The sequence below is a fragment of the Streptomyces sp. NPDC006012 genome, from assembly GCF_042871185.1.
Taxonomy (GTDB): Bacteria; Actinomycetota; Actinomycetes; order Streptomycetales; family Streptomycetaceae; genus Streptomyces.
Genome location: NZ_JBIAIE010000001.1, coordinates 95,957 through 113,445 on the forward strand (window position 1 = coordinate 95,957; position 17,489 = coordinate 113,445).

Here is a 17,489-nt window from a genome sequence, read left to right on the forward strand (position 1 = left end):
GGTAGCGCCCTCTGGCGCTGGTAAGGACCACTCGCCCCGCGTCAGCCGAATGCCGGCGTCAGCCGAGTGGCCCCCCGCCGGCCGCTCGTCTGCGCCGGCCGAGTGGCCCTCGTCAGCGGCTCGCTCCCGTCAGCCGAGTGGCCCCGTCAGCCGAGCGCCTTGCCGGGCAGCTCCACCTTGGCGCCGAGACCCATGAGCTTCTCCATGAAGTTCTCGTAGCCGCGGTTGATCAGGTCGATACCGTGGACCCGGGAGGTGCCCTGGGCGGCCAGCGCGGCGATCAGATAGGAGAAGCCGCCCCGCAGGTCGGGGATGACCAGATCGGCGCCCTGGAGGCGGGTGGGACCCGAGACGACCGCGGAGTGCAGGAAGTTGCGCTGGCCGAAGCGGCAGTCGGAGCCGCCGAGGCATTCGCGGTAGAGCTGGATGTGTGCGCCCATCTGGTTCAGCGCGGAGGTGAAGCCCAGCCGGGACTCGTAGACCGTCTCGTGGATGATGGACAGGCCGGTGGCCTGGGTCAGGGCGACGACCAGCGGCTGCTGCCAGTCGGTCTGGAAGCCCGGGTGCACGTCCGTCTCCAGCGCGATGGACTTCAGCTGGCCGCCGGGGTGCCAGAAGCGGATGCCCTCGTCGTCGATCTCGAACGCGCCGCCCACCTTCCGGTAGGTGTTCAGGAACGTCATCATCGAACGCTGCTGGGCGCCGCGGACATAGATGTTGCCCTCGGTCGCCAGCGCCGCCGACGCCCAGGACGCGGCCTCAAGACGGTCCGACAGCGCCCGGTGGGCGTAGCCGTCGAGCCGGTCCACGCCGGTGATGCGGATGGTGCGGTCGGTGTCCAGCGCGATGATGGCGCCCATCTTCTGCAGGACGCAGATCAGGTCCTCGATCTCCGGTTCGACGGCCGCGTTGGACAACTCCGTGACGCCCTCGGCGAGTACGGCCGTCAGCAGCACCTGCTCGGTCGCGCCGACCGACGGGTAGGGCAGCCGGATCTTCGTGCCGCGCAGCCCCTTGGGCGCCTCCAGGTACTGGCCGTCGGCGCGTTTCTCGATGACCGCGCCGAACTGCCGCAGCACGTCGAAGTGGAAGTCGATGGGCCGGCCGCCGATGTCGCAGCCGCCCAGGCCGGGGATGAACGCGTGCCCGAGCCGGTGCAGCAGCGGGCCGCAGAACAGGATCGGAATGCGCGAGGAGCCCGCGTGGGCGTCGATGTCGGCGACGTTCGCGCTCTCCACGTGTGTGGGGTCCAGCACCAACTCGCCGGGTTCCTCACCCGGACGGACCGTCACCCCGTGCAACTGGAGCAGTCCGCGGACGACCCGGACGTCCCGGATGTCCGGAACATTGCCCAGCCTGCTCGGCGCACTGCCCAGCAGGGCGGCGACCATGGCCTTCGGCACGAGGTTCTTCGCACCGCGGAGACGGATCTCGCCCTCCAGCGGGGTTCCGCCGTGGACAAGGAGGACATCGTCGGTGACGGTCATGTAACTCGCGTTCCGTGGAGTGGGTCAGGGCCAGGGGAGACAGACTAATCGCCGTACGCCCCCCTCCCGTAAGCCCGATGGGGGCCCAGTCGCGTCATAGCTGTGTCACAACACGAACCGTCCCCCGTCGGGCACATGGGGTCACCGGCCGCCGGGCGGCACCGCCGAGGCCCCGGAGAACGCCCTCACCAGGGCCGCTCCTCGGTCCCGGCGGTGATTCCCGCCCCATTCACTCGCCTACCCCCGCCCGCTCCCCACTCGGCCGGAAGATGCGGGATCATGTCTGGCATGACCGAGGTGTCCTCGCTCACAGGGCGGTTGCTCGTGGCAACACCCGCTCTGGCGGACCCGAACTTCGACCGCGCGGTGGTGCTTCTTCTCGACCACGACGAGGAGGGCTCGCTCGGCGTCGTCCTCAACCGTCCGACCCCGGTGGATGTGAGCGACATCCTGGAGGGCTGGGCCGACCTCGCCGGCGAGCCCGGTGTGGTCTTCCAGGGCGGCCCGGTGTCCCTGGACTCGGCACTCGGCGTCGCCGTCATCCCAGGTGGCAGCGGAGGCGACCGCGCCCCGCTGGGCTGGCGCCGGGTGCACGGCGCGATCGGCCTCGTCGACCTGGAGGCCCCGCCCGAACTGCTCGCCCCGGCCCTCGGCTCGCTCAGGATCTTCGCCGGATACGCCGGCTGGGGGCCCGGCCAGTTGGAGGACGAACTGGTGGAAGGCGCCTGGTACGTCGTGGAGTCCGAGCCCGGTGACGTCTCCTCGCCCTCCCCGGAGGGACTGTGGCGCGAGGTGCTGCGCCGCCAGCGCAGCGAACTGGCGATGGTGGCCACGTATCCGGACGACCCGTCTCTCAACTGATCCGGATGCCACTTCAGTACCCTGGCAGGTATGAGCACTCTTGAGCCCGAGCGCGGGACTGGTACGGGGACCCTCGTAGAGCCGACACCGCAGGTGTCCCACGGCGACGGTGACCACGAGCGCTTCGCCCATTACGTCCAGAAGGACAAGATCATGGCGAGCGCTCTGGACGGCACCCCGGTGGTGGCGCTGTGCGGGAAAGTGTGGGTGCCCGGGCGCGATCCGAAGAAGTACCCCGTGTGCCCCATGTGCAAGGAGATCTACGAGTCCATGAGCGGTGGCGGCGACGAGGGCGGCGACGGCAAGTAACCGGCCCGTCTCCGGCTGAGATCCTCACGGCCTCCGGGTGCGCTCTCGCGTACCGCGGGGGCCTTTGTCGTGTTGTGTGCGTATTTGTTGTGCTGTGGCGGGGCGGGATGTGTGTCCGCCGGTCACAGAGTGGTTCAGACCTCTTGTGGGCGTGTTCGGGTACTTCATAGCCTCCTCCTGTTGTGCAGAGCGAAATCGTCATTGCATATGTTGCAACGCTCCTCCCGGAGGGTCACGATGAAGCTGTCCGCCCGGTACGCCCCCGCAGTACTGACCGCCCTGCTCCTCACCGCCTGCGCCCCGCAGTCCTCCTCCAATTCGGCCTCCGAGAAGGACGACAAGAGCGGCACCGTGCGCGTGTGGCTGTTCCAGGAGGTCGGCAACAAGCCGAAGGAGAAGGTCGTCGACGCCGTCACGGCCGACTTCGAGAAGGACCACGACGGGGTGCGGGTCGACGTCGAGTACATCCCCGTCGAGACCCGTGCCCAGCGCGTCAAGGCCGCCTTCAACGACCCGAAGTCCGCACCGGACGTCATGGAATACGGCAACACCGACACCGCCGGCTACGTCCATGACGGCGGGCTCCTCGACGTCACCAAGGAGTTCGGCGCCTGGAAGGAGGCCAAGGACACCGACCCGATCGCCCGGCAGTCCGTCACCGTGGACGGCAAGGTCTACGGGGCGCCGCTCTACGTCGGCGTACGCGCCCTGTACTACCGCACCGACGTCTTCGACGAACTCGGCCTCGCCGTCCCGAAGACCATGGCCGAACTGGCCACCACGGCCCGCGCCGTCCGGGCCGCGCGGCCGGACCTGTACGGCCTGGCCGTCGGCGGTGTCTACACCTACGGCGCGATGCCCTTCGTCTGGGCCAACGGCGGTGAACTCGCCACCGGCAAGGGAGGCTCGTTCACCTCCGCCCTCGACAGTCCGGCCGCGCAGCAGGGCATCAAGGCGTACACGTCCCTGTTCACCGACGACAACTGCCCCGCCGCCAAGTGCGCGGGCATGGGCGGCAACGACACGATCAGCGTGTTCGCGGCCGGCAAGGCGGGCATGGCGATCGGCGGTGACTTCAGTCACGCGGCCGTGGAGGCCGGGAAGGCGAAGGGCAAGTACGCGGTGGTGCCGCTGCCCGGGGTGACGCCCGGTTCGATCGCCCCGGCGTTCGCGGGCGGCAACAACATCGGTGTGCTCAAGAGCACCGCGCACCGCAGCCTCGCCGTCGACCTGATGCAGCGCCTCGCGTCCAAGGAGACGCAGTCCTCGCTGTTCGACGCGATGGGCTTCCTGCCGACCTTCACCGACGTGCGTGACCAGGCCGCCGCCGAGCGGCCCTACGTGAAGCCGTTCGTGCAGACGCTGTCCGCGGGCGCAAAGTTCGTCCCGGCCTCGCCCGCCTGGTCCCAGATCGACTCCTCGCTGGTCCTGCCGACCATGTTCCAGGAGGTCATCAGCGGCAAGAAGAAGGTGCCGGCCGCCGCCGAAGAAGCGGCGGCGAAGATGAACGACGCGTTCGGCTCCGCCGGGTGAGCCGGCCGAACGGGCGCACCACCCCCGAGCCGGGAACGGGAGACGGCACCCCCGGGGACGGTGCGAGGGAGAGTGCCGTGGGCGGTTCCGGCGCCGGGGACCGTGCGGCACAGGGGGCCGCGGGGGATTCCGGCCCCGGCGACCGTACGGGGCAGGGGGCCGTGCGCCGTCCTGGCCCCGCCGGCGGTGCGGAGCGGGGTGCCGCGGACGGCCGGCGGGGGGATGCCGGGCGCGATGGCGCCGTGGTTCCCGGCCAGGGCGCCCGCGTGCGCACCACCGTCTCCGGCGCCTCCGACCCCTCCGTCATGACCGACATCACCTCAGCGTCCGTACCCACCTCACGCGCATCCGCGGACCACTCCGGCGGCTCCCGCGCCGGCACCCGGAAGGCCCCCGCGGGCTCCGCCGGCGCGCGGGGCCGGCGCGGGGCGCGCGGTGCCGGTGCCTGGACGCCCTGGCTCTATCTCGCCCCCGCCCTCGCCGTCCTCGGCGCGCTGCTCGTCTACCCCATCTACCAGTTGGGCCTGCTCTCCTTCTTCCGGTACACGCAGGCCCAGGTCAGCGGCGGCGAGCCGAGCTCCTTCGAGGGATTCCACAACTACGCGGAACTCTTCGGCGACAGCCAGTTCTGGCAGGTGCTGCTGGCCACGGTCGTCTTCGCCGCGGCCTGTGTCGGCGCCACCCTCGCCGCCGGCTGTGCCCTCGCCGTCCTGCTCACCCGCGTACGCGCCGTGCCCCGGCTGGCGCTGATGCTGGCCGCGCTGGGCGCGTGGGCGACACCCGCGGTGACCGGCTCCACCGTCTGGCTGTTCCTCTTCGACCCGGACTTCGGCCCGGTCAACCGGGTCCTCGGGCTGGGCGACCACTCATGGACGTACGGCCGCTACAGCGCCTTCCTCCTCGTTCTCCTCGAAGTGGTCTGGTGCTCCTTCCCGTTCGTGATGGTCACCGTGTACGCCGGGATCCGTGCCGTGCCCGCCGAGGTCCTGGAGGCCGCCGCCCTGGACGGCGCCTCGCAGTGGCGGGTCTGGCGGTCCGTGCTCGCCCCGATGCTCCGGCCGATCCTCGCGGTCGTCACCATCCAATCGGTCATCTGGGACTTCAAGGTGTTCACACAGATCTATGTCATGACGAACGGCGGCGGCATCGCGGGGCAGAACCTGGTCCTGAACGTGTACGCCTATCAGCAGGCGTTCGCTTCCTCGCAGTACGGGCTCGGCTCAGCGATCGGCGTCGTGATGCTGCTGGTCCTGCTCGCCGTCACGCTCGGATACCTGCGGTCGCTGCGCCGGCAGGGGGAGGAGCTGTGAGCGTCGTGAATCTTGTGCGCGGCTTTCCGCGCCGGCCGCGCCGCGCCGGGCGCGCGATGGCCGAGGCGACGGCCCTCCTGGTCGCCGCGGTGGTCGCCTTCCCGCTGTACTGGATGGTGCTGAGCGCCTTCAAACCGGCCGGCGAGATCGAGTCGGACCGGCCCCGGCCGTGGACGACGACGCCCTCCCTGGACTCCTTCCGACGGGTGTTCGGGCAGCAGGAATTCGGCCGTTACTTCCTCAACAGTCTCGTTGTGGCGTGCAGTGTCGTGATCGTCTCGGCACTGATCGCGTTTCTCGCGGCGACCGCCGTGACGCGATTCCGGTTCCGCTTCCGGACAACGCTGTTGATCATGTTCCTGGTGGCTCAGACGGTGCCGGTCGAGGCCCTGACGATCCCCTTGTTCTTCCTCATGCGGGACTTCGGCCAACTGAACACGCTCGGCTCGCTGATCCTGCCGCACATCGCCTTCTCGCTGCCCTTCGCGATCTGGATGCTGCGGGGGTTCGTCAAAGCGGTGCCCGACGCGCTGGAGGAGGCCGCGTACATCGACGGGGCGAGCCGCGCGCGATTCCTGTGGCAGATCCTTTTCCCGCTCGTCTTCCCGGGCCTGGTGGCCACGAGCGTGTTTTCCTTCATCTCGGCCTGGAACGACTTCCTCTTCGCCAAGTCCTTCATCATCAGTGACACCTCGCAGTCGACCCTGCCGATGGCCCTGCTCGTCTTCTACAAGCCGGACGAGCCGGACTGGGGCGGGGTCATGGCGGCCTCCACGGTGATGACGATTCCGGTGCTGGTCTTCTTCGTACTCGTACAACGGCGCCTGGTCTCCGGACTGGGCGGAGCGGTTAAGGAGTAGAGACGTGAGTGGCGACGTGACTTCCACGACGGAACTGATCCCGGCTCCCCTGACGACCCGTACCGCAGGCCCCGCGGGCGGCTTCGTGCTCGACGGGACGACGGTGATCGACGCGGGCCCCGGTACCGAGGGCACCGCCCGCTGGCTACGCGGCACGCTCGGGGCCGCGACCGGGTTCGCGCTGCCGCCCGGCGACGGAGTGGACGGCGGCGTCCTCCGGCTGCGGATCCGGCCCGACGAGACCGTCCGGCTCGGTCCCGAGGGCTACACGCTGCACGTCGGCCGGGACGCCGTCACCCTGAGCGGCGGCGGCCCTGCCGGTGTGTTCTGGGGCGCGCAGACGCTGCGTCAACTGCTCGGTCCCGATGCCTTCCGGCGTGCCCCGCTCGACCCCGGACGCCGGTGGACCGTGCCCGCCGCCGACGTTGAGGACACCCCGCGGTTCCGCTGGCGCGGCCTCCTGCTGGACGTGGCCCGTCACTTCACGGCCAAGGAAGGCGTCCTGCGCTACCTGGACCTGATGGCCGCGCACAAACTCAACGTCTTCCACTTCCATCTGACGGACGACCAGGGCTGGCGGGTGGAGATCAAGCGCCACCCGAAGCTGACCGAGACCGGCGCCTGGCGGGCACGGACCAAATTCGGTCACCGGCTCTCACCCCTGTGGGAGGAGAAGCCGCACGGTGGCTACTACACCCAGGACGACATCCGGGAGATCGTGGCCTACGCAGCCGAGCGGCATATCTCCGTCATCCCGGAAATCGACGTACCGGGCCACTCGCAGGCCGCCATCGCCGCGTATCCGGAACTCGGCAACACCGACGTCATCGACACCACCGCCCTCTCCGTCTGGGACACCTGGGGGGTCTCTTCGAACGTACTCGCCCCCACTGACAACACCCTGCACTTCTTCGAGGGAGTGCTGGAGGAAGTCCTCGAACTCTTCCCGGCGGACGTCACAGGGTTCTTGCCGTTCTCGGGGTTCATTCACCTCGGGGGCGACGAATGCCCCAAGGAGCAGTGGAAGCGGTCGCCGGTCGCGCAGGCCCGCATCAAGGAACTCGGGCTCGCCGACGAGGACGAGTTGCAGGCCTGGTTCATCGCGCACTTCGACAACTGGCTGAGGGACCGCGGGCGGCGGCTCATCGGCTGGGACGAGATTCTGGAGGGCGGGCTCGCCAAGGGCGCCGCCGTGTCGTCCTGGCGCGGCTACCAGGGCGGGATCGCCGCCGCGCGGGCCGGCCACGATGTCGTCATCTGCCCCGAGCAGCACGTCTACCTCGACCACCGGCAGGCCGCCGGCGAGGACGAACCCGTACCGATCGGCTTCGTGCGCACCCTGGAGGACGTCTACCGTTTTGAGCCCGTTCCCCCGGAACTGGACCAGCGGCAGGCCGAGCACGTGCTCGGCACCCAGGCCAACCTGTGGACCGAGGTGATGGAGAACCACGCGCGCGTGGACTACCAGGCGTTCCCCCGGTTGGCCGCATTCGCCGAGGTGGCCTGGAGCCGGCTGCCCGCACCTACGGAGCGGGACTTCGCCGGATTCGAGCGCCGGATGTCCGCCCACTACCGGCGGCTGGACGCCCTCGGCGTCGACTACCGGCCGCCGTCCGGGCCCCTGCCGTGGCAGCAGCGTCCCGGCGTGCAGGGCCGCCCCATCGACGGGCCGCCCCCGAACCGCTGATCCCCTCGCGGCCGACCGGGCCCGGCGCGGCTGACCGTGACCGGCGTGACGAACCGTCAAGGGCGTGCCCAGCCGCGGGCGGTGCGACGGCCCCGAACGGCCTGACGGTCACGCACGGCGTGGCCGGTCGCCCCTGGTGCGGTCGCCGCCGCCAGGTGCGGGAGCGGTCGGCGGCCGGCGCCGTACGGTCGGCCGCTCCCGCGCCTGGGCCGGCCGCTTCCGCACCGGCCTCGGCTGCTCCCGCGCATGGCCGGTTGTCGTCGTCGGTGTGGCCGCCCGCCGCCGCGGTGCGGCCTGCCGGCGCGGCCGTCCGGCCGGTCCCCGTGTGGCCGATTGCCGCCCCTGCCCACGGAACCCGAACACATGACGGAGAAAGACCTCAGAAATCACCGAAGAGTGTCATTCATCGCGCACCGGTGATGATGGGTGAAAACGGGTCATCTCCCCAGCGAGGCGGGCGAATGTCTCCTAGCGGACCCCTGCGTTCGGGCCCTGCGAAGATGTGCCAGAGTTGCCACGTCCGCCCTGTCAGCACGTACCGTACGGCAGCACAGGTGGGACCAGGTGGGGCAGCGGGAAGGGGCAGCCGGTTTGACCACGCACGCACCGCAGGCGGCGCAGGCCGTCACGCTGCCCACGACGCTGGACGAGGCCGTGGCGGCGCTCACCGCCATGCCGGCCGCCGTGCCCGTGGCGGGCGGCACCGACCTGATGGCCGCCGTCAACTCCGGACAGCTCAGGCCGGCCGCGCTGGTCGGACTGGGCCGGATCAGCGAGATCCGCGGCTGGCAGTACCAGGACGGTCACGCGCTCCTCGGCGCGGGCCTCACGCACGCGCGCATGGGCCGCCCCGACTTCGCGGCCCTGATCCCGGCGCTCGCCGCCGCCGCGCGCGCCGCGGGCCCGCCGCACATCCGCAACGCGGGCACCCTGGGCGGCAACATCGCCTCGGCCGCACCCACCGGGGACGCGCTGCCGGTCCTCGCCGCCCTGGAGGCCATCCTGGTCATCGCGGGCGCCGACGGGGCCCGCCGGGAACTCCCGGTGTCGCATCTGCTCGCGGGCGTGGACATGCTCCGCGGCGGCGAACTCATCGGCTACGTGCGCGTGCCGCTGCTGCACGCCCCGCAGGTCTTCCTGAAGGCGACCGGACGCACCGGACCCGGCCGGGCCGCCGCGTCCGTGGCGCTCGTCCTCGACCCCGCCCGGCGCGGAGTGCGGTGCGCCGTGGGGGCCATAGCGCCGATGCCGCTCAGGCCCCTGGAGGCCGAGCAGTGGGTCGCCGGGCTGATCGACTGGGACAACGACCGCGCGATCGTGCCCGAGGCGCTGAACGCCTTCGGGGAGTACGTCGCCGCGGCCTGCATCCCCGACCCGACCCCCGAGCAGGACGGCTCCGTACCACAGCTTCCGCCTGCCGTACTGCACCTGCGGCGCACCGTCGCCGCGCTGGCCCGGCGAGCACTGGGGAGGGCACTGTCGTGACCGACGACCAGCACGGAGAGAACCCGCCCCAGGCGGGCGGCCGCTGGGATCCGCTGCCCCAGGACGGTTACGACGACGGCGCCACCGCCTTCGTGAAGCTTCCCGAGGGGGGCGTCGACGCCCTCCGGGCCGCCGACAGCCCGCTCGCCGCGCCCGGCCACGGCTATGTGCCGCCGCCGATCACGGTGGCCCCCGCCGTGGACCCCGGCGCCGGTCCTGCGGCCACCGGCGGCTGGTCGATGCCGGCCGACGGCGTCCAGTGGGCCGACCCGAACGCCGTGCCCCAGGAGCCGGGCGCGGGCGACCGGTTCACGTACCACCCGGCGGCCACGCAGCAGTGGACCTACGAAGACCCGACCGCACCGGCCGGTCCGTCGGCGCATGCTTCCGGCCAGGATGTGACCGGCCAGTGGTCCATCCCCGTCGCCGGGGGCGACCTGCCGGACGAATCAGGCGAGTTCACCACATCCTCGCTCGTCGAGCAGTGGGGCGGCACGCCGCCTGCCACGCTCCCCGGCGGCGCCCCCGCGCCCTGGGCGACCGAGGCCGCGGGACAGCCCTGGGGCGCGCAGGCGGCCCCCGCCGACCAGCGGACGGCGCCCCCGCACACGGGCGGACAGCAGGCCGGGGGTGCGCCGCAGACCGCTCCGGAACAGTTCCTGCCCGCCGACACCTACCAGGCCGGACCGGCCCCGGCGGCCCCGCTCGCCGACCGCCCGGCGGACCACGGCCCGACAGACCACGGCCCGACAGACCACGGCCCGGCGGACCACAGCGCAACGGGACATGCCCAGGCAGGACACACCCTGCCCGGACACGGCACCCCGATCCATCCGCTCCATCCGCACGGCGGCCACGCGCCCGAGGCAGTACCCACCGGGCCGGCCGCAGCGCACCCGACTGCCCCCGCCCCCCGGCCCCCGGCCGACCACGGCACCTCCACCGCCGCCCCGGCCGACCACGGCAGCACCGCCGCTGCCCCCGCCGGATCCGGCGTGGACGCCCAGTCCGGCTCCGCTCCCGCCGCCACGGCCGAACACGCCCCCGCCCGGGCCCTGTCCGAGGCCGACGCGCCGGCCTCCCACGAGCCGAACCTGACCGCCGGAGCCGCGGGCGCGGCCGGACCCGCCGTGCTGACCGAGCCGCCCGGAACCGCCGACGCCGCCGAGGAGGCCGCTGACGGGGCCGCTGAGCCCCCCGCGGGTCCCGAGGTGGCCGGCGACACCGGAACCGGCCCGGACGACGGACAGGCGCCCGTGACGGCCGCCGGCTCCGACACCCCGTCCGGCGACGTCGAGGCCGAGGACGCCGAAGCCGCCGTCCCGGCCCCGCACGACGACCACCCCCTCGCCTCGTACGTCCTGCGGGTCAACGGCGCCGACCGCCCCGTCACCGACGCCTGGATCGGCGAGTCCCTGCTGTACGTGCTGCGCGAGCGCCTGGGGCTGGCCGGCGCCAAGGACGGCTGCTCGCAGGGCGAATGCGGCGCCTGCAACGTGCAGGTGGACGGCCGCCTCGTCGCGTCCTGCCTGGTGCCCGCCGCCACCGCGGCCGGCGCCGAGGTCCGCACGGTCGAGGGCCTCGCCACTGACGGCCGGCCCTCCGACGTCCAGCGCGCGCTCGCCGGGCGCGGCGCGGTGCAGTGCGGGTTCTGCGTCCCCGGCATGGCGATGACCGTGCACGACCTGCTGGAGGGCAACCCGGTCCCCACCGAACTGGAGGCGCGTCAGGCGCTGTGCGGCAACCTGTGCCGCTGCTCCGGCTACCGGGGCGTCCTGGACGCCGTCCAGGAGGTCGTCGCGGAACGCGCGGCGCACAACGCGCCGGACGCCGACCCGGACGCGGACGGCGCACGCATTCCGCACCAGGCGGGCCCGGGCGCCGGCGGCGTCCACCCCTCGGCGTTCGACGCCCAGGTCCCGCCCGGACCGCACGAACAGCCCTACGGCCAGGACGGAGGCCAGGCGTGAGCAACGAAGCCGGCACCGCGACCACGGTCCCGGAGGCCGCCGACGCCCCCGAGCAACCGCCGCGCGGCCTCGGCGTGTCGCTGCTGCCGGCCGACGCCCGCGCCAAGACCGAAGGCACCTTCCCGTACGCGGCCGACCTGTGGGCCGAAGGGCTGCTGTGGGCGGCCGTGCTGCGCTCCCCGCACCCGCACGCGCGCATCGTCTCCGTCGACACCTCGCACGCGCGCGCGATGCCCGGCGTACGGGCCGTCATCACCCACGAGGACGTGCCCGGCACCCCGCGCCACGGCCGCGGCACGCCCGACCGCCCGGTGTTCGCCTCCGAGGTCGTGCGGTACCACGGCGAGCCCATCGCGGCCGTCGCCGCCGACCACCCGGACACCGCGCGGATGGCCGCCGCCGCCGTCATCGTCGAGTACGAGGTGCTCGACCCGGTGACCGACCCGGAGCAGGCGTTCGAGGCCGAACCCCTGCACCCCGACGGCAACCTGATCCGCCACATCCCGCTGCGGCACGGCGACCCGGACGCGGCCGGCGAGGTCGTCGTCGAGGGCCTGTACCGCATCGGCCGCCAGGACCCCGCGCCCATCGGCGCGGAGGCGGGCCTCGCGGTGCCCCGCCCCGACGGCGGCGTCGAGCTGTACGTGGCCTCCACCGACCCGCACACCGACCGGGCCACCGCCGCCGCCTGCTACGGCCTGGCCCAGGACCAGGTGAAGATCGTCGTCACCGGCGTCCCCGGGGCCACCGCCGACCGCGAGGACCAGGGCTTCCAACTCCCGCTCGGCCTGCTCGCGCTGAAGACCGGCTGCCCGGTGAAGCTGACGGCGACCCGCGAGGAGTCCTTCCTGGGCCACGCCCACCGGCATCCCACGCTGCTGCGCTACCGCCACCACGCCGACGCCGAGGGCAAGCTGGTCAAGGTCGAGGCGCAGATCCTGCTCGACGCCGGCGCGTACGCGGACACCTCGGCCGAGGCGCTCGCCGCCGCCGTCTCCTTCGCCTGCGGCCCCTACGTCGTGCCCAACGCCTTCATCGAGGGCTGGGCCGTGCGCACCAACAACCCGCCCTCCGGGCACGTGCGCGGCGAAGGCGCGATGCAGGTGTGCGCCGCCTACGAGGCGCAGATGGACAAGCTCGCGAAGAAGCTCGGCACCGAACCGGCGGAGCTGCGCCTGCGCAACGTGCTCGCCACCGGCGACGTGCTCCCCATCGGCCAGACCGTGACCTGCCCGGCACCGGTCGCCGAACTCCTCCAGGCGGTACGGGACTTCCCGCTGCCCGCGCTCCCCAAGGACACCCCCGAGGAGGACTGGCTGCTGCCCGGCGGCCTGGAGGGCGCGGGCGAGCCGGGGGCGGTGCGCCGGGGCGTCGGCTACGGCCTGGGCATGGTGCACATGCTCGGCGCGGAGGGCGCCGACGAGGTCTCGACGGCGACCGTCAAGATCCAGGACGGGGTCGCGACCGTGCTGTGCGCGGCGGTGGAGACCGGCCAGGGCTTCAGCACGCTCGCCCGGCAGATCGTCCAGGAGACCCTGGGCATCGACGAGGTGCATGTGGCGCCCGTCGACACCGACCAGCCCCCGGCGGGCCCGGGCTGCCGCGGCCGGCACACCTGGGTCTCCGGCGGCGCGGTGGAACGCGCCGCGAAGATGGTGCGCACCCAACTGCTCCAGCCGCTGGCGCACAAGTTCGGGATGTCGACCGAACTGCTCCAGATCACCGACGGCAAGATCACCTCGTACGACGGCGTCCTGTCGACCACCGTCACGGAGGCGATGGACGGCAAGGAACTGTGGGCCACCGCCCAGTGCCGCCCGCACCCGACCGAGCCGCTGGACGACGCCGGGCAGGGCGACGCCTTCGTGGGCCTCGCCTTCTGCGCCGTACGCGCGGTGGTGGACGTCGACATCGAACTCGGCTCGGTACGGGTCGTGGAACTCGCCGTCGCCCAGGACGTGGGCCGCGTGCTCAACCCGGCGCAGCTCACCGCCCGGATCGAGGCGGGCGTCACCCAGGGGGTCGGCATCGCCCTCACCGAGAACCTGCGCACCGCCCGCGGCCTGATCCGCCATCCCGACCTCACCGGCTACGCGCTGCCGACCGCCCTGGACACGCCGGACATCCGGATCGTGAAACTGGTCGAGGAGCGGGACGTGGTCGCCCCCTTCGGCGCCAAGGCGGTCAGCGCGGTCCCCGTCGTCACCTCACCGGCGGCCATCGCCTCCGCCGTGCGGGCCGCGACCGGCAGGCCCGTCAACCGCCTCCCGATCCGCCCGCAGGCCGCGGTGGTCACCGACCGGTGAGCACACCCGGGCCCGCCGGGGGATTCGCGCCGGGCGGGGCCGCGGTGTCACCGGAGTGACGTCGGCCGGCGAGTCGGCCGTCGCCCAGGCCCTGGCCGAGCGGCTGCCGCGGGCCGTGTCCGTCCACGGGGACCTGTTCCGCCGGTGATCGTTTTCGGCCGCGAGGAGCACGTCCCCGGCGCGGGCGGCGAGGCCGCGGCCCGACTCCGGCTGCGGCACCGGCTGTCGGCGGCGTCGGTGGAAACGATCACGGCGGGGACGCAACGTGCGAGGGTCGGCTGACGTCCCTTCTCTTGGAGCGTTGTCAGTGGGGCGGCGTACTGTTGCGGTCAGTGGGGACGGCCGCTTCGGACAGCGGACCGGAGGACCGGACGTGCCCGCGTGCCCAGATCTGAACACGACCGCGCTCGCCGCCGTATGACCTGTACGACGGGCGAGGTGCACGACGGCCGAGCGGCACAGCGACCGACCGCACAGCGGTCGACCGGCACGACGACCGACCGGCACGACGACGTACGACGGTTTTTCTCGACACACGACGGCACGACGGCACGACGGCACAATCAGGAATCGCGGGGGAGCGATGACCACGACTGACACCAGGGCCGCAGCGATCACGCTGACCGAGGCCGAGCTCGACCTCTATGTCACCCACGGGCCCACGCGCGGCCTGCTCACCGGACCCGGCCTGCCGGACGACAGCGGCCTGTTGACGTTCGCGCCGCTGCGCACGGCCGGCCTGCGGACCCTCGCGGACGTCACGGACGGCCCGGCCCGCCTCGCCGGGGAGCTGCGGGACCGGCTGGTGATAGGGGAACTCCTTGGCCCGTCCGGTGCCGGGACCGAGTCGATCCTGCTCGACGGCAGCACCGGCGAGGTCACCACCGCCCACCGGTTCGCCCCCACGGACTGCCGTCCGCTCGCGCCCTCCCTGGAGACCCTGCTGCGCTTCGCCGCGGTCACGGAGGAACTGGCCGGCCTGCGCGGCCGGTTCGCCTCCTTCGCGGGCCGGCACGGCACCAAGACGGCGGCCGAGGCGTCCCGTCGCCTGCTCACCCTCTTCGAGGAGGGCACGGACGGCGAGGTGCCGCCGTACTGGAAGGCCGCCGCGCTGATCCGTCCGCTCTCCCTGGTCGCGGGCCCCGGCACGGCTGTCGGCCTCACCCTGGAGCTGCCGGGCCGGCTCCTGGACGAGGAGTTCGGACCGGGCCGGGTGGCCCGCTTCGAGGAGGTCGACTTCCCCGCCGCGCTCGTCCACGAGCCGACCCGTCGCTTCCTGCGCGAGACGGGGCTGCCCGAGGACGCGATCGTCTTCCGTCTCGACACGGACGTACCGCTGCAGACGCTGACGGAGTACTTCCGGGACGAGCGCTTCGGCGAGTACCCCTTGGCAGACCTTCCCGCCCACGCCGGCCGTCTGATACGCCTCGGTCAGCTGGCCGAGGAGCACAGCCTCGTGGTCGACGGCACGACGGGCGCGGTCCTGAACTTCAGCGAACCCGAGGCCGCGCTGTACCCGCTCAACACGGACGTCTCCACCCTCGCCTACACCCTGTGGCTGCTGCACCACGAGCGCTCGATCGACGCCCACCTCGGCCACGAGCTGACGACGGACGCCTACGACCAACTGGCCACGACGATGATCCAGACCCTCACGTCGATCGACCCGACGCCGACGACCTCGGACGCGGACTGGCACTACTGGACCGAACTCTTCCAGGACGAGGCGGGCGGCGTGCTCTGAACAGCACCGCCCGCCGAGGAGAGGCCGTGGCGGGATTCGAACCCACGTAACTCGCTTTGCAGGCGAGCCCCTGAACCACTCGGGCACACGGCCGTGTCGATGTGACGAACGTAGGGCGGGCGGGGGAGGGGAACAAGCGCGGCGTGGGGGCTGCAACGGGACTGCCATACCGCGTTCATGAAGCGGTTCGCCCGGCCCGGGTGCCGGGCCGGGCACGGGACGGCCGGTGAACCCGTTTCCCGCCGCTCGCAGGGGCCGCCGCGCCGCGGGGCCTACGACCAAGGTCGCAGGCGGGAGGCGACTCGCGACAGGGGCCAATGTCGGTGGCGGGTCTTACCCTGGCCGTCATGACCGTCCCTGAGCCGAGCGACACCGGAGTCGCGAACGAACCCGCCGGTGAGCGCGCCGACGAACCCGTGACCGCATCCGTTACGGCGCCCGTGACCGGACCCGCAGCCGAATCCGCGACCGGACTCGCGGACGGGCGCGGGGACGGTGCCGGTGAAGGTGTCCTGGGGCGCACCCACCGGGCGCTGAGCATCGGGATCGTCTCGGTGGTGCTGCTGATCGCCTTCGAGGCGACCGCGGTGGGCACGGCGATGCCGGTCGCCGCACGGGAGCTGGACGGGCTGTCCCTGTACGCGTTCGCGTTCTCCGGCTACTTCACCACGAGCCTGTTCGGCATGGTGCTCGCGGGGCAGTGGTCCGACCGCCGGGGGCCGCTCGGGGCGCTCACCACGGGGATCGCCTCCTTCGCCGTGGGCCTGGTGATCGGCGGGTCCGCCACGTCGATGTGGGTGTTCGTCCTCGGGCGGGCCGTGCAGGGCCTCGGCGGCGGGCTGGTGATCGTCGCGCTGTACGTCGTCGTCGGACGGGCCTATCCGGAGCGGCTGCGTCCGGCGATCATGGCGGCGTTCGCGGCGAGCTGGGTCGTCCCGTCGATCGTCGGCCCGCTCGCGGCGGGCGCGGTCACCGAGCACCTGGGCTGGCGGTGGGTGTTCCTGGCGATACCGGTGCTGGTGGTGCTCCCGCTGGCCCTTGCGCTGCCGCAGATACGGCGGCGCGCGGGCGGCCCCGTGGACCGCGTGGCGCGGGACGGCGACGCGGCCGGCGGTGAGGCGCCGGGCCGCCGTGACCGCCGTATCCGGCTCGCGTTCGCCATCTCCCTGGGTGCCGGGCTGCTCCAGTTCGCCGCGCAGGACCTGCGCTGGATCTCGCTCCTCCCCGCGGTGGCCGGCGCGGCCCTGCTGGTGCCGGCCGTGTTCGGGCTGCTGCCCCGCGGCACCTACCGGGCCGCGCGCGGGCTGCCGTCGGTCGTGCTGCTGCGCGGGCTGGCCGCGGGGTCCTACATCGCGGCCGAGTCGTTCGTCCCGCTGATGCTGGTGACGGAGCGCGGGCTGTCGCCGACGCTGGCCGGGTTCTCGCTGGCGGCGGGCGGCGGCACCTGGGCCCTGGGGTCCTGGGTGCAGTCCCGGCCGCGCGCCGAACCGTACCGGGAACGGCTCATGACGTTCGGCATGGTGCTGACGGCGACCGCGATCGTCACCGCGTCCAGCGTGCTGCTGCCGGCCGTACCCGTGTGGATCGTCGCTGTGGCGTGGGGCTTCGGCTGCTTCGGCATGGGGCTGGTGATCTCCTCCAGCAGCGTGCTCCTGCTGCGGCTGTCCGCCCCGGAGGAGGCGGGCGCCAACTCCGCCGCCCTGCAGATATCCGACGGCCTGTCCAACGTCGTCCTGCTCGCGGCGGCGGGCGCCGCGTTCGCCGCGCTGGGCGGCGGCAGCATGGCCGCCTCCGCGGCCGAGAGCGCCACGACCGGCGCGGCCGGCCACTCGGCCGCGTTCGCCGTGGTGTTCCTGCCGATGGCCGCGGTGGCGCTGGTGGGGGTGTGGGTGACGACGCGGCTGCGCACGGAGTCACGATGACACCAGGTAGTACCA

At 72.7% G+C, this 17,489-nt stretch carries 12 protein-coding genes and 1 tRNA gene; 11 read left to right on the forward strand and 2 right to left on the reverse strand.

Features of this window, described 5'->3' with window-relative positions:
• Positions 1 to 146: 146 nt before the first annotated feature.
• Positions 147 to 1,487, reverse strand: a complete 1,341-nt coding sequence (murA, locus tag ACFYPJ_RS00385; protein ID WP_389008142.1) for a UDP-N-acetylglucosamine 1-carboxyvinyltransferase — start codon at positions 1,485 to 1,487, stop codon at positions 147 to 149.
• Between the two features lie 288 nt (positions 1,488 to 1,775).
• Between murA and ACFYPJ_RS00390 the strand changes: the two genes are divergently transcribed.
• The 10 genes from ACFYPJ_RS00390 to ACFYPJ_RS00435 all read left to right on the forward strand — a co-directional run bounded on the left by ACFYPJ_RS00390 (position 1,776) and on the right by ACFYPJ_RS00435 (position 15,552).
• The gene (locus ACFYPJ_RS00390) at positions 1,776 to 2,348 is read left to right on the forward strand and encodes a YqgE/AlgH family protein (protein ID WP_389010035.1); all 573 of its coding nucleotides are present in this window, start codon (positions 1,776 to 1,778) and stop codon (positions 2,346 to 2,348) included.
• Positions 2,349 to 2,378: 30 nt separating this feature from the next.
• Positions 2,379 to 2,657, forward strand: coding sequence for a DUF3039 domain-containing protein (locus ACFYPJ_RS00395; RefSeq protein ID WP_389008144.1), 279 nt, complete (start codon positions 2,379 to 2,381; stop codon positions 2,655 to 2,657).
• A 237-nt stretch (positions 2,658 to 2,894) separates the two neighbouring features.
• A complete protein-coding gene (locus tag ACFYPJ_RS00400; RefSeq protein WP_389008146.1) occupies positions 2,895 to 4,190 on the forward strand; it encodes an extracellular solute-binding protein in 1,296 nt (431 codons plus the stop codon).
• 305 nt (positions 4,191 to 4,495) lie between these two features.
• Complete coding sequence (locus ACFYPJ_RS00405; RefSeq protein WP_389010039.1) at positions 4,496 to 5,500, forward strand: carbohydrate ABC transporter permease; 1,005 nt, start codon at positions 4,496 to 4,498, stop codon at positions 5,498 to 5,500.
• A 5-nt stretch (positions 5,501 to 5,505) separates the two neighbouring features.
• A complete protein-coding gene (locus ACFYPJ_RS00410) occupies positions 5,506 to 6,360 on the forward strand; it encodes a carbohydrate ABC transporter permease (protein WP_389008148.1) in 855 nt (284 codons plus the stop codon).
• A 4-nt stretch (positions 6,361 to 6,364) separates the two neighbouring features.
• Positions 6,365 to 8,047, forward strand: a complete 1,683-nt coding sequence (locus tag ACFYPJ_RS00415; RefSeq protein ID WP_389008150.1) for a beta-N-acetylhexosaminidase — start codon at positions 6,365 to 6,367, stop codon at positions 8,045 to 8,047.
• 591 nt (positions 8,048 to 8,638) lie between these two features.
• Positions 8,639 to 9,532, forward strand: a complete 894-nt coding sequence (locus ACFYPJ_RS00420) for an FAD binding domain-containing protein (protein ID WP_389008152.1) — start codon at positions 8,639 to 8,641, stop codon at positions 9,530 to 9,532.
• Complete coding sequence (locus ACFYPJ_RS00425; protein ID WP_389008154.1) at positions 9,529 to 11,502, forward strand: 2Fe-2S iron-sulfur cluster-binding protein; 1,974 nt, start codon at positions 9,529 to 9,531, stop codon at positions 11,500 to 11,502. Before ACFYPJ_RS00420 ends, ACFYPJ_RS00425 begins: the two co-directional genes overlap by 4 nt.
• Positions 11,499 to 13,808 (forward strand): xanthine dehydrogenase family protein molybdopterin-binding subunit, encoded by a 2,310-nt coding sequence (locus ACFYPJ_RS00430; RefSeq protein WP_389008156.1) that lies wholly within the window; start codon positions 11,499 to 11,501, stop codon positions 13,806 to 13,808. The genes ACFYPJ_RS00425 and ACFYPJ_RS00430 overlap by 4 nt, the downstream gene beginning before the upstream one ends.
• A 583-nt stretch (positions 13,809 to 14,391) precedes the next feature.
• Positions 14,392 to 15,552 carry an SUKH-4 family immunity protein gene (locus tag ACFYPJ_RS00435; RefSeq protein WP_389008159.1) on the forward strand — a complete coding sequence of 387 codons (1,161 nt, stop codon included), beginning with the start codon at positions 14,392 to 14,394 and terminating at the stop codon, positions 15,550 to 15,552.
• 21 nt (positions 15,553 to 15,573) lie between these two features.
• On the opposite strand, the gene ACFYPJ_RS00440 is transcribed toward ACFYPJ_RS00435, so the two are convergent.
• Positions 15,574 to 15,645, reverse strand: a tRNA-Cys gene (locus ACFYPJ_RS00440).
• Positions 15,646 to 15,899: 254 nt separating this feature from the next.
• On the opposite strand from ACFYPJ_RS00440, the gene ACFYPJ_RS00445 reads away from it, so the two are divergent.
• Positions 15,900 to 17,474, forward strand: coding sequence for an MFS transporter (locus ACFYPJ_RS00445; RefSeq protein ID WP_389008162.1), 1,575 nt, complete (start codon positions 15,900 to 15,902; stop codon positions 17,472 to 17,474).
• Positions 17,475 to 17,489: the final 15 nt, after the last annotated feature.

Excerpts from the sequence above, each read along its gene's own strand:
- murA (WP_389008142.1), bottom strand. The coding sequence starts at position 1,487 with ATGACCGTCACCGACGATGTCCTCCTTGTCCACGGCGGAACCCCGCTG.
- ACFYPJ_RS00390 (WP_389010035.1), top strand. The coding sequence starts at position 1,776 with ATGACCGAGGTGTCCTCGCTCACAGGGCGGTTGCTCGTGGCAACACCC.
- ACFYPJ_RS00395 (WP_389008144.1), top strand. The coding sequence starts at position 2,379 with ATGAGCACTCTTGAGCCCGAGCGCGGGACTGGTACGGGGACCCTCGTA.
- ACFYPJ_RS00400 (WP_389008146.1), top strand. The coding sequence starts at position 2,895 with ATGAAGCTGTCCGCCCGGTACGCCCCCGCAGTACTGACCGCCCTGCTC.
- ACFYPJ_RS00405 (WP_389010039.1), top strand. The coding sequence starts at position 4,496 with ATGACCGACATCACCTCAGCGTCCGTACCCACCTCACGCGCATCCGCG.
- ACFYPJ_RS00435 (WP_389008159.1), top strand. The coding sequence starts at position 14,392 with ATGACCACGACTGACACCAGGGCCGCAGCGATCACGCTGACCGAGGCC.
- ACFYPJ_RS00445 (WP_389008162.1), top strand. The coding sequence starts at position 15,900 with ATGACCGTCCCTGAGCCGAGCGACACCGGAGTCGCGAACGAACCCGCC.